The sequence below is a fragment of the Caulobacter sp. LARHSG274 genome, assembly GCF_052871235.1.
Genome location: NZ_JBIXJO010000001.1, coordinates 114,969 through 127,511 on the forward strand (window position 1 = coordinate 114,969; position 12,543 = coordinate 127,511).

Consider the following 12,543-nt stretch of genomic DNA (forward strand, 5'->3'; position numbering starts at 1 on the left):
TTTCGATCCACGCCTCCGCGAAGGGGCGACATTCTCTCCCCCTATCCATCACGCCCCAACCTCAGTTTCGATCCACGCCCCCGCGAAGAGGCGACGAAGCGCAGGCCTTGTTGTACTCAGCCTGGGCCGTTTCGATCCACGCCCCCGCGAAGAGGCGACACCGCATCGGCGGAGCCTACAACATCAACGTGATGTTTCGATCCACGCCCCCGCGAAGAGGCGACCGCCGTCTGCACCGTCACCGTCGTGGAGTTGGTGTTTCGATCCACGCCCCGGCGAAGAGGCGACCCCCCAAGGCGGCGGACAACGCGCGGGCCGAAGAGTTTCGATCCACGCCCCCGCGAAGAGGCGACGCACCGACAGGCCGGTGGCCGAGCCGGTGACGCTGTTTCGATCCACGCCCCCGCGAAGAGGCGACATGGCTCGGTACTCGGAGACCGGCTTTCCGTCGAAGTTTCGATCCACGCCCCCGCGAAGAGGCGACGGCCCGATCGGTGAAGCGATCCTGGATCAATACCTGTTTCGATCCACGCCCCCGCGAAGAGGCGACCACCCGGCGCTGCGACGAATAGCTGACCTGGCTGTTTCGATCCACGCCCCCGCGAAGAGGCGACGGTCGACAGCATCGAGGTGATGAACGCCATCGAATTTCGATCCACGCCCCCGCGAAGAGGCGACCTGGTGTTGCAGTTGGTGTTGCCGTTCGAATTGAAGTTTCGATCCACGCCTCCGCGAAGAGGCGACGCCGTCATCGAAGTTGATTACGACGTCGAGCTTGTTTCGATCCACGCCTCCGCGAAGAGGCGACCGGAACCCGATGTCGACGGTGATCGGCATCCTGCAGTTTCGATCCACGCCTCCGCGAAGAGGCGACCCCAAGGCGGCATCAATGGCCCGCTGGTCAAGCCGTTTCGATCCACGCCTCCGCGAAGAGGCGACCAGGGTCGGGTTGGTGGCCCCGGTGGCCATGGGCGTGTTTCGATCCACGCCTCCGCGAAGAGGCGACGTCCTAGAGGCTTCCGCTCTGCCGCGTACCGAAATGGTTTCGATCCACGCCTCCGCGAAGAGGCGACAGCCCTTGCCGCTCGACGTCGCGCCCCAGCCCAGGTTTCGATCCACGCCTCCGCGAAGAGGCGACGCGGGACAGAGCCCGCCACCGCCGCCGTGTTCATGAGTTTCGATCCACGCCTCCGCGAAGAGGCGACCATCCAGACGTAGGTGTTGGAGCCGACCGAGGTGTTTCGATCCACGCCTCCGCGAAGAGGCGACGACCCGTGCCGCTGCCGGTCCACTCACATTGCGTGTTTCGATCCACGCCTCCGCGAAGAGGCGACCACGGACCTTTCTCACCATCTTCTCGATGTTGGAGTTTCGATCCACGCCTCCGCGAAGAGGCGACGGTGCCGGTTCTGACGCCTGGATCGCGGCGATGGAGTTTCGATCCACGCCTCCGCGAAGAGGCGACTCGGCCAGGCCAGCGACTTCAACGGCAAGTTCATGTTTCGATCCACGCCTCCGCGAAGAGGCGACTCCACCAGGGCGGACATCGGCAGGCCCGACGACACGTTTCGATCCACGCCTCCGCGAAGAGGCGACGAGATGCCAAGACCCTCGCAGAGGGCCGCGAGACAGTTTCGATCCACGCCTCCGCGAAGAGGCGACGATCCTTGGTCTCGATCTTGGAGGTGACCCGGATGTTTCGATCCACGCCTCCGCGAAGAGGCGACCACAGGCTGACCGGCTTGCCCGCAAGGTAGGAGGTGTTTCGATCCACGCCTCCGCGAAGAGGCGACGGGTCCCGCCGGGGAGGGGGAAGAAGTCGAACAGGTTTCGATCCACGCCTCCGCGAAGAGGCGACTTCCGCCGCGCCACCATCTGGATCGCGTTGCGGATGTTTCGATCCACGCCTCCGCGAAGAGGCGACTGTAGAGCGCCCCCGTGGTCGGGTTGCCGCGAAGGTTTCGATCCACGCCTCCGCGAAGAGGCGACTAGAGCGAGGTCGTCGCGCCGCCATCCGGTTCGGAGTTTCGATCCACGCCTCCGCGAAGAGGCGACTACCGCATCGGCGGCGCCTACAACATCAACGTCATGTTTCGATCCACGCCTCCGCGAAGAGGCGACCAGCTCGTCTCCATATCGGTGCAGACGCCCTCCATGTTTCGATCCACGCCTCCGCGAAGAGGCGACGGCCTGGGGATAGCAGGCGGAAAAGGCTAAGGAAATGGAACGGTTCGCGCGAAGCGAACAATGTCGAACTTAGTTTGCGAGCCCGCCCGTTAAGGGAGCGTCGCAGACCAAGATATGATTGAGGTTTTTCCGCCCGCGAATCGACCGGTCTGAGGACGGACGCTGGAGGTTCGCGCGGCCTCAAGAGCTAGACGATCAGCGGACCGTCCAGATCGAGTGCGGGCTTGGCGCCGACATGTTCGACACGTTTTCGGCCGGATGCGCCGAGGCGGTAGAAGCGCAGACTGTCCTTGGTCGGATCGATTTCGGCAATCAGACGGGCGCGCAGAGCGGTCCATTGGGCGGGGTCGACCTCGCACTCGAAGACGGAGTATTGCACGCGTTGACCCAGATCGCGACAGGCCTTGGCCAGGTGGCGCAGGCGCTTGGCGCCGCCGGGCGAGCTGGTCTCGACGTCGTAGGTGATCAGAACCAGCAACGGCTCAACGCCAGATCATCGGCGGATAGAAGTCGAGATCGCCGCGCAGGGTCCGGGCGAACAGTCGAGCCTGGACGTGCGGCAACAGGCCCAGCGGTGTTTTCTCGCCCAGAAAAGGATGCTCAATCTCCTGCTTCTTGCGCTCCTGCCAGGCGACCAGGACGGCCTTGCGGGCGGTGTCGGTCAGCACGGTGGCCCCGTTCTCCATACTGCGGAAATCGCGAACCTGTATCTGGCCGCGATTGGTCAGCGAAAGGGCCAGGCGGTCCACCATAGGCGCGCGCAGTTCCTCCATCAGGTCTAGCGCCAGGCTTGGGCGACCGGGGCGCAGGCGGTGCAGGAAGCCCGCCGCCGGATCCAGCCCCACTCCTTCCAAGGCCGAGCGACAGTCATGGGTCAGCAAGGTATAGAGAAAGGACAGCAGGGCGTTGATCGGATCCAGCGGTGGCCGGCGTGAGCGGCGGACGAAGCGCAGGGCTGGCTCTTCGGTGCGCTGCATCAAGGGGAAGACCTCGAAATAGCGCTGGGCCGCTTCTCCCTCCAGGCCACGCAATTGATCGACATCGCTGAGGTGAACGGCTCGTCGAGCGATGTCGCGCAGGCGGATTTGGGCCGCGTCGAGTCTGGCGAGATCGGCGGTCGCGAGCCCTTGGCCATGGTCGCGCGCGGCTCGCTTCAGCACAGTGCGCTGGTTCTGGGCTTTGGCGGCGACGATGGCGCAAACAATGGCCCCGCACTCGGTCGGCGCGTCGCCCCGGCGGTACTGTTCGCGTCGCAGCAGCACATTGCCCGACACCGGACCCTCGACCCGAGCCAGGAACTTGCCGTTCTCCGTGAAGAATGCCGCCGTAACCCCCCGCTCGGCGCAGGCTCCCATCAGGGCCGGCGACATGTTGGCGCGGCCAAAGCAAATCACCCCGCCCAGCAGATGCAGGGGCGCGCGCAGCTTCTCCAGACCATCGATCTCAACCACGGCGTTCTCGCCGTCCTTGCGGACATAGGCGCCTTCGGTGCTGACATAGAGGGTGTTGAGCAGACGGCGCATGGCGGTCAGTCCTCGATCATCCGTTCGAGCCAAGCCCGAGGGGATCGCGCTCGGCCGAGCGCCTTGGGGCGGCACAGTTCGATCAGGGAGCAGGGATCGCAGCGACCGGCCTCGTAGTCCGCGCCCGGCGTGGTCCCCGCCGCAAGGCAGGCCCGGACGGCGGCGGCGGTCTCGGCGGTGAGGGCGCGCAGATTCGTGTCGAAGGTCACGACCAGGCGACGGCGCGGCGTCTGATAGAACAGGGCGCCTTCAGCGATCACCGTGTCGAACATTTCTTCGAGCGCCATGGCCTGGGCGCAGAGCTGCACCTCGTCGGCTCGGTGGCTCTTGGAACGACCGCGCTTGTGTTCGACCGGATAGGGCCGCCAGCCCGTCCCACCGCCTTCACGATGCAACTCGACGACATCCGCCGTGCCGCTGACGCCCAGGCGGAACGACCGCAGCGGCATGCCCGTCACGGTGCGCACCCCGCGCCGGACCTCCTCGCCCAGTTGGTTGACCCGGGCGTGCTTGACCTGGCCATCGGCGGTAGCGTGGTTCTCGGCCCACACCTGCTCGACATGGATCAGAGCGCATTGACGAGGGCAATAGAGCCAATGCTGAAGCGCCGACAGCGGCACGAGGTCGGCTTCGTCGACGCCCGTGTCCGCCGCCGGCGCCATGGTCAGATCAACTGTTGCACGGTGACGCCGTCGGGGAGGTTCGCGTCGTCGACCGTCACCACATAATCCTCGAACTCGCGTGGTGCACCCGCCCGCTCGCCAGATCTGGCGAGGGTCACCCGCTTGAACAGCGAGTCGGCCGAGGCGTTGCCTAGGTCGCTGTCGTGTTTGAAGACGATCAAGCCGCGGGCGGTCATCATGCCGCGTGCGGCGGCGCGGTCATGCTCGAACATCTGCTTCAAAGATTCCCACAGCAGGGCCAGATCGTCCTCAGAGAAACCTGTGCCCTTCCTGGCGTCATTGGCCAGCCGGCCGGAGATGAAGCCGTGGGCCCGATAGAGGCCGTAGGGCACGATGTGCTTGCGGCCCATGGTGCGGTCGTTGAGCAGGGCGTCCTTCTCGTTGGTCACCGAGCTGCGGGTGATGGTGATTTCCAGCGGCACGATCGGATCGTGGCTGCGGGCGAAGGTCAACTGGACGGGGCCGCGCACCTGGCCGGCGTTGACCTCCGTGGACATCACCGCCCCGAAGGTGCGGATGTCGAAGAAGTTGTCGCACATCCAGCGGGTCAGGCTGCGGGCCTCGTCCTGATCCTTGGGCAGTTTCTTGGCCTCGGACTTCAGGCCTTTGGCCTCATAGGCCCGCAGATGAGCGCGATTGAGCACCGCGCGCTCCTGCATATAGATGTCGAAGCCGGGCGCCTCGCCCTTGGCCATGGCGACATAGTTTCGGATCTTGCGTTTCAGGGCGACGTCGGTGACCAGGCCCTTGCCGGTCTCGGGATCGAGCCGGGGCAGGTTGCCGGCGTCCGGATCGCCGTTGGGATTGCCGTCCTTGACGTCGAACAGATAGACGAAGTCGTAGCGGTTGCTGATCGCGGTCATTGGTCTTCGGCCTCGTCCGGGGTGACGGTCAGTGTGGCGTCGAGTTCGGCCTCGCCCTCGACGCGCTTGGCGTAGAGCGCGCTGCGCTGGTGGTAGTAGCCGATGGCGAACAGGCCCTGGCTCTTCATGTCGAGCGTGGCCGGTAGGTCGGCGTCCAGCCCGCCGACGACCTCGGCCATGGCCTTTTCATACTTCACCGCCAGGCCCGGCTTGGACTTGCGGATCTTCGACAGGTGATCCTGCACACCGCGCAGCAGCAACGGAAAGATGTGGGCCGGGGTGGCCGAGGCCGAGCCATAGAAGCGGTCGCGGATCGAGGCGTTGACGCCCGCGATAGCCTGGGCCTGGGCCGCTTCCATCACCGCGAACAGGCGGCCCAGCCGATAGCCCTGGTTAAGCTCGTCGGTGTTGAGCGACACGAGCAGGTCCTCCTTGGTTCTGGGATCGTCCTTGCGCGTTTCGCGGACGATGACGGCTTTCAGCAGGGCCACGCGCAGTTCGTGAACCTTGTCGTCGCCCTGGTCAGCGCGGATGCGCATCAGGGTCTGGGTCAGCAGGGAGCGGGGATAGCGGCCGCCGGTCAGGATGGCGCGCATCACCTCGCCGGCCAGATTGGGCGGGATATTCTTGGCCTCACCCTGGGCCGCCAGTTGTCGCAGCAGTCGCCACAGGGCCGGCGATCTGTTGGAGCGCGATGGCTCCAGGCGCAGGTCCTTCCAGTGTGCCTGAAACCGGCCCGTCAACTCGCCCAGCGATCCGACATGCCAAAACCGTACCGACAGCCTGGCGGCGTTGGGGCTGAGGCCGAGCACGTAGACCCGAAGGCCCTCCAGGTGGGCGGCGACATCGCGCAAGGGCTCCCCGGCCTCCAGCTTGACCATCAGGTCGCGCGCCTTGGTGGTATGTCCCGCCTCGATCTGGGCCTCCGACAGCGCCGGTCCGCCGCCAAACATCGCGTTCAGCAGAGCCTCGGCTTCGCCCGCCTCGTCGCCTTGGACTTCCGCCCAGAACACGGTGGTTGCGTCACCGATCTGCACGCGATTGCGATAGCGGGGTCGTCCCTTGTCGTCGGTTCCATCGCTGGCCAGCAGGTCGTTCAGCGCCGTGCCGTAGCCGAAGGCGGCCAGTTCCGAGGTGGGGGCGTTGTCGCCCTGAGCGGCGCCGTAGGACGTGAAGGCGCTGGCGTTGAACGACACCAGGCTGGCGCCGGACGATTGCGCGCCGGGCACGCCCTTGATCGACGGATGCAGTCGGGCGATCGGCGCCGTCTGGCCGGTGACCAGGCATTGTCCGACCTGGGCGTCGGGCGAGGCGGCCTGGGCGGCCACCAGGACCCGCAAGGCAGGGCGATCGTGCAGCAGGCCCCGATCGCCCTCCAGCTGGAAGGCGATGTTCTGATCGAGCATCTCGTCCTGGTAAGGCGTTGGCAGGGCGACGTAGGTCTCCGGCGTCCAGGTCGACAGGAAGGCCAGCAGGGCGCGCGCGCCGTCGTCCTGGGCCCCGGCCAGCAGCGCCTCCTGCCGAAGCCTGAAGGCCTCGTGCTCCTTGGCGGTTCGGACGGCGGCCTTGGCCTGGCGGGACTCGTCGGCGTCCAGGTCGGGCCGGGTGACGCCCAGCACATAGGAGGTCTTGTCCCACAGCAGACCGCTGACCACCCCGACCGTGCGTTTTGGCGGTTGCGGTGCCTCGACCACCTTGGGCCGCTTTTTCTTGCCGTCGCCGGTGCGCTCGTCGTGGACGGCGACCACGCGGCCTTCGCGATCGAAGACCAGCACGAAGGCGATCTGGGCCGGGGCGAATCCCGGGACCGGTGCCTCGCCCCGCGCGGCCAGGCGATCGTAGCGGGCCGCGAGGGCCGCCAGCGGGCCCAGGCTGACGCGAACCTCGCTCACGCCCGCACGGCGGCGCTGTCCAGGGCCGGGACCTCGATTACCCCGTCGCGCATGATCGCCTTGAAGAACAGCGGCTGGCCGCCGCGGGCGAAATCGATGTCCAGCGCCATCCAGCCCAGGTCACGCTCACCCTTCAGGCTTTCGTCCATCGCCGGAAGCTCGCCCTCGACCAGCGCGAACTCGGCGGCGAACTCCCGCGTGCCCAGGCAGGGGCGGTGGAAACACTGGCCCTTGCGGGCGCGACGGTTGAAGATGTCCAGATGCTTGCCGATCGGCTCATCGAGGTTGGCGGGGTCCTTCAGATCGATCCGCGCTTCGACGACATAGGCCACCTCCTTCAGGATCGTCGCTGCTCGCTGCTGGCGATCCTCGTCGACATAGAGGGCCAGGCCCTCGGTCGAGCCGGCGTTCATCGCCTTCTTGACGTTGAGGCTGGGAATGCGGCTGGCCACCTCGTTGCGGCGGAGGGTCTCAAAGCACGGCTCCCGGAGCACCCGGATGCGCTCGATCCGCCAGGTGAAGGCCGGCTTCCAATGGATGGCTTCCAGGACGCCGCGCGCGGCCGACGGGGTGATCACGTCATAGCTGACGCGCTCGACCTTCATCTCGGGCCGCGTGAAGCACGCCCGTTCACCCCAAACGTGGAGTTTAATACCCTGAGTCATGAGTTGCCCCCTCCTTCGGAAGGTAGGGCCTGGTGGTGGAGCTTGGCAATTCTTGATTGTGGATCGGCTAAAGAATCAACTTCTCCGCCTCCATTAGCGTCGGGTCGGCCCAGCTCAAGCCGATGTCGGCCCGATAGAGGCTGGCGTTGGTCAGCACCACGAACTGGTCGCCGTAGCGGTCACGATCGATGATCTCGGCGGCGGCGCTGTCGATCAACAATCGGCGCGCCCGGGGCGGCACGCCGACCGTGTAGGATTGCAGGCGTCGCGCCGCGCCGCCGGGTGTGAAGCCTTCGGGCAGAAAGCGCAGTTCCTTGACCGCCGCCCGAGCCGTGTCATCCCATTCGATGATCACCGGCAGATTGTAGTCGTCGATCATCTGGAAGTCGGCGGCGATGGTCTTGAAGGGGAAATCCAGCGTCGTGACCCGGTCCTGGCAGGCCCTGAGAATGCCCTTGGCGTCGAGCACCGCGTCGCCCTTGCGGTCGAACAACTGGCCGAAGTAGGCGTCGACGGCCGCCAGGGTGGCGACATCCCCGAAGGTCCGGAACAGGCTCTCGGCGGATTCTATGGCCATCCGCATCGACTGGGGGCGCTTGCCGTCGGCGGGCCGGAACACCAGGGTCGTACTGGTTTCTACGTCGCGACGCCCTTCGCGGTTGCACCGTCCCGCCGCCTGCAAGATCGAATCGAGCCCCGCCTCCGCCCTCAGGACCAGAGGGAAATCGACGTCGATCCCGGCCTCGACCAGCGACGTGCTGATAACCCGGCAGGGTCGCTCTTCGAGCAGATCCGCGCGGATCTCCGCTAGTACGGCCCGCCGGTGGGCGGCGCACATCAGGGTCGACAGGTGGCGGGCGCCGTCCACATGGCCGATGGCGTCGAACAGGGTTTGGGCGTGAAAGCGGCTGTTGACGATGCACAGGACCTGAGGCGCGTCCTCCAGTCGAGCGACCAGATCCGCGTCGGTCTGCTCGCCGATCGCCTCGACCTTCACCCGGCGCAAGGCCTTGAACAGGGCGGGGGGATCAGGGGCCAGTTCGATGACGTTCTCGAAACCATTGACGAACGGCCGACCGCCGCCGGGTGGATCGGCCAGCAGGGCCGGCTGGGTGGCCGTGCACAGTACGATCGAGCAGCCATAGTTGGCGGCCAGTTCCTTCAGCGCCGCCACGCAAGGGCGCAGCAGTTCCAGCGGCAGCGTCTGGAGCTCATCCAACACGATGACGCTGCGGGTGAGGTTATGCAGCTTACGGCATTGCGAGGGGCGGTTGGAGAATAGGCTTTCGAACAATCGCACCGTGGTGGTGACGATCAGCGGCTGATCCCAGGTCTCCATCGCCAGCGAGAGCTTGGCGCGCGCCTCCCGGCCGTCGATCTGGCTTTGGTCGAACGCCGAGTGGTGCTCAAGGATGGCGTTCTGGTGCGGGGCCAGCGCGTCGCGATAGACTTGGGCTGTCTGCTCGATTACCGAGGTGAACGGGATGCCGACCACCACCCGCTCCAGGCCGTTGGCTCGGGCGTGATCGAGGGCGAAGGCCAGGGAGGTCAGGGTCTTGCCGCCGCCGGTCGGCACGGTCAGAGTGAAGACACCGGGTGCCGAACCGGCCAGCGACCGGACGTGGCCTAAGATCTGGGTCCGCCGCGCATTGAGCGAGCCAGGTTCGGTTACGCCAAAGGCCTTGAGTCGCCCGTCCAGCGCGGTCGCCAGATCGGTGAGACTGGCCGCGGCCCCGCGTGGCGGAATCTCCCTGCCCTCGGCCCGAACAAAGAAGTTCTCGGTTGCGAGATAGTCGGCGTCGACCAGGCACGAAAATAGCATTCGGATCAGGAACGCCATCTGGAAACCCGTATCGGCCGAACGCTCGAAAAGGGGCGGTCCTGGCCGGACTGGGAAAACCAAGCCGTCGCTTTCGGCCGTCGCGACGATCCCATCGAGCGTGGCGTCCATGCGGGCCAATCGGCCCTCTGGCTCAAACAGGCCGTCCGCAAGTCCTGCGTGATGTCCCGCGATTCCGTGGGCGATCAAGCTGCCAAGAAGTTTGTAGCGCGATCGAGCATAGCATGCGCCGTGGGCGGCGTGGTCCACCTTGGCGACGACTCCGTGCAGCATTGTCTGGAATTCGGCCTGGTACTTACCCAAATCGTGCAGCAGGCCGGCCGCGTCAGCCAGTTCGCCGCAGCCGAATGAAGCCGCGAATTTGGATGCGAGATGCGCGGTGTCCGAGAGATGATGGACGAGCGGTTCCCACTCATTAATGGAGCCGTTTTTCAGGCTGTGGGCGAAAAACGCCGGTTTGGTGATTTCGGCCAAGAGCTTGGACTTTCAACACTTCGCGCCGCGAGAATGGCGGCCATTGAAATCTATGTCGCGGAGGTTCCACATACCGCTCCATTCGTCGGGAACAACAAGAACTCAGGGGTGCAGCGAGTAACTCGTGCTCCGCCCTCCGGCGGCGTCTCTGACCAGGATACCCCGCTTGACCAGATCGTCGATGTCGCGCCCCGCAGTGTCCTGAGAACACTTGGCGATTAGCGCCCATTTGGACGAAGTCAGCTTGCCTTCGAAGCCCGTGAGCAGACGCTGGAGCATCATGTGTTGGCGTTCATTGAAGGCCTCGCCAGCATGGCTTTCCCAAAAGCGCGCGGCGGCCAGCACCGTCGCCAAGGTGGCTTCGGCACCGTCAAAGGCGCGGTCCAAACAGCCCAGGAACCAGCCGATCCAGCGGGTGATGTCGACACCGCCTTTCTGCGTCGCCTCCAGGGTGTCGTAGTAGTCTTTCCGCTCCAACCGGATCTGCGATGACATGCTGTAGAAGCGCTGAGAGCTTCCATCCGAGCGCGCCAACGCCATGTCGGCGATGGCCCTGGCGATCCGGCCATTGCCATCTTCGAATGGGTGGATGGTGACGAACCAGAGGTGAGCCAGCGCCGCCTTGATCACCGGGTCATCGACAGTTTCGCGGTTAAACCAGTCCAGGAAAGCGCGCATTTCGCCCGCCATACGGTCAGCGGCCGGGGCTTCATAGTGGACTTTCTCACGCCCGATTGGCCCCGAGATCACCTGCATCGGCCCCGCTTTTTCGTCGCGCCAGGCGCCGACGACGATCTTACTCAGACCACTATAGCCGGTCGGAAAGAGCGAGGCGTGCCAGCCGAAAAGACGCTCGTCCGTCAGCGGTTGATCGAACCTTTGAGTGGCGTCGAGCATCATCTCGACGATACCTTCGACATGGCGATCGGCGGGCGTGAGAGCCCCTATATCGATCCCAAGGCGCCGCGCAATCGATGAACGAACTTGCGCCTTGTCGAGGATTTCACCCTCGATTTCGCTCGACTTCAGAACGTCTTCAGTCAGGGTTCTGAGCGCGGCCTCCTCCCGCAGAGGGAAGCCCAACGCGTCCATCCGTCCGAGCAAACGGCCCTGGCGATGGCGCACATGGGCGAGCTGATCAGCCAGTTCGGCCTTGCTCCATTGGAGGTCCGGCCAGCCGCTGCGATCCCATATGTAGCGCGCCATGATCCTCGCCTTTCAGCGGGAGTTTGGCGGCAGGCCACGCGAAGCGCAAGTCGAATCTCCGCATAGTATGCGGAGAATAAGGCCGGTAATCTCCGCGCCGCCGACGGCCGCCAGGCCAGCCTGACCTCTAGCACTAGTGCTTAGCAGGAGCTGGAGGCCGTTTTCCCTGACAGCGCAAGGCATCGGACGAGAATGAAAGGGGGCAAGAGATCGTTCGGAGGGTGTTTTGGCGGAATGCAAGATAAGGCAATGGCGCCAGACCGAGGGCCTGGCCTGCCTTAAGCTATTGCCTGCACATCTCTTTTCATGGCGCCAGCTTTGGCGCCATGCTCTCCAGAATGCGCCAAGATGGGGCCAGGGACTCGCTAAGTATCTGAAATCCAGCGAACTTTTAAGGCACCATGATTTTGGCGGGCGCCTGATGGGCGCCAGTCGCCCAGCGGCTGGTCAATATGAAACAGCTCAACGACATGCGCTTAGAATCGCACCTCGGAAAACGCGATCCCACCGGCGTCGAGAAGATCCACATGGGCCCGCAGGCCTGGGGAGCGCAAGCCCCGATCCGTTCGGCCAGAAGGTATGAGCATCAATAGGATCGTTCCGCACCATGTCGCGAGCAATCACGGGGCGCGATTATCGACGTCCAAGCGCCTGCCGCGAACCTGCTGTCAACCGCACCGCTGCCCTCAACCACGAACCCAACCGTCAATTGCGGGTGACGACGATATTGGCGCCGCCGGTCGCGCCCTGGCCGTCCGACACCGTGAAGGCGATGGTGGTGGTCGATCCGCTGGCCGGGTGCAGATCGAACGGCACCGGGGTTGGACTGGCCACGGTTAGGGTGTTGCCGTCGCTGTCAGTGCAACGGCCAATCAACGCCGCAGCCGTGATTGTTACGGTCACGGTGGCGTAGGTCGGCGCGCTGATCGGGCCGACCACATAGTTGGTGCAAGTGGGTGCGTGGTTGGTCACCGGCAGGCCGATCGACGCGCGGTTGCCCGCGGCGTCGTAATAGTAACTGACCACCTCGCCGGTGGACTTGGTGACGCTGATCAGTTGGCCCTGTTGATCGTACCCATAGGTCACTGAAACGCCGGCGGCTGCGGGAACCGCGAGCGCCAAAAGCGCAAGCGCCATCGCCGCGACCCGCGCGGCGTCAGAAACACGACAGGACATTGCAGATTCCCCCTTAGCTCGGCGCAAGTTGTCA

9 protein-coding genes and 1 CRISPR repeat array (1 of these 10 cut by a window edge) are annotated in these 12,543 nt (G+C 65.1%); all 9 genes read right to left on the bottom strand.

The features are described from left to right. Positions 1-2,187: a CRISPR direct-repeat array (repeat unit 31 nt; unit sequence GTTTCGATCCACGCCTCCGCGAAGAGGCGAC) (it extends 1 nt beyond the left edge of the window). Positions 2,188-2,374: 187 nt separating this feature from the next. The 9 genes from cas2 to ACIPQB_RS00595 all read right to left on the bottom strand — a co-directional run bounded on the left by cas2 (position 2,375) and on the right by ACIPQB_RS00595 (position 12,470). Next, a complete protein-coding gene (cas2, locus tag ACIPQB_RS00555) occupies positions 2,375-2,665 on the bottom strand; it encodes a CRISPR-associated endonuclease Cas2 (RefSeq protein ID WP_446483242.1) in 291 nt (96 codons plus the stop codon). 4 nt (positions 2,666-2,669) lie between these two features. Continuing rightward, positions 2,670-3,710 carry a type I-C CRISPR-associated endonuclease Cas1c gene (cas1c, locus tag ACIPQB_RS00560; protein ID WP_446483243.1) on the bottom strand — a complete coding sequence of 347 codons (1,041 nt, stop codon included), beginning with the start codon at positions 3,708-3,710 and terminating at the stop codon, positions 2,670-2,672. A 5-nt stretch (positions 3,711-3,715) separates the two neighbouring features. Continuing rightward, positions 3,716-4,372, bottom strand: coding sequence for a CRISPR-associated protein Cas4 (cas4, locus tag ACIPQB_RS00565; protein WP_446483244.1), 657 nt, complete (start codon positions 4,370-4,372; stop codon positions 3,716-3,718). Between the two features lie 2 nt (positions 4,373-4,374). Next, the gene (gene cas7c, locus ACIPQB_RS00570; protein ID WP_446483245.1) at positions 4,375-5,256 is read right to left on the bottom strand and encodes a type I-C CRISPR-associated protein Cas7/Csd2; all 882 of its coding nucleotides are present in this window, start codon (positions 5,254-5,256) and stop codon (positions 4,375-4,377) included. Further along, positions 5,253-7,148: a type I-C CRISPR-associated protein Cas8c/Csd1 gene (gene cas8c / locus ACIPQB_RS00575; RefSeq protein ID WP_446483246.1), complete on the bottom strand. Its 1,896-nt coding sequence runs from the start codon at positions 7,146-7,148 to the stop codon at positions 5,253-5,255. The genes cas7c and cas8c overlap by 4 nt, the downstream gene beginning before the upstream one ends. Further along, on the bottom strand, positions 7,145-7,813 hold the full coding sequence (gene cas5c, locus ACIPQB_RS00580; protein ID WP_446483247.1) for a type I-C CRISPR-associated protein Cas5c: 669 nt from the start codon (positions 7,811-7,813) through the stop codon (positions 7,145-7,147). Before cas5c ends, cas8c begins: the two co-directional genes overlap by 4 nt. A gap of 67 nt (positions 7,814-7,880) precedes the next feature. Beyond that, positions 7,881-10,127 carry a CRISPR-associated endonuclease Cas3'' gene (locus ACIPQB_RS00585; RefSeq protein ID WP_446483248.1) on the bottom strand — a complete coding sequence of 749 codons (2,247 nt, stop codon included), beginning with the start codon at positions 10,125-10,127 and terminating at the stop codon, positions 7,881-7,883. Positions 10,128-10,229: 102 nt separating this feature from the next. Continuing rightward, positions 10,230-11,333 (bottom strand): Fic family protein, encoded by a 1,104-nt coding sequence (locus ACIPQB_RS00590; protein ID WP_446483249.1) that lies wholly within the window; start codon positions 11,331-11,333, stop codon positions 10,230-10,232. Positions 11,334-12,038: 705 nt separating this feature from the next. Further along, a complete protein-coding gene (locus ACIPQB_RS00595; protein WP_446483250.1) occupies positions 12,039-12,470 on the bottom strand; it encodes an RHS repeat domain-containing protein in 432 nt (143 codons plus the stop codon). Positions 12,471-12,543 lie beyond the last annotated feature (73 nt).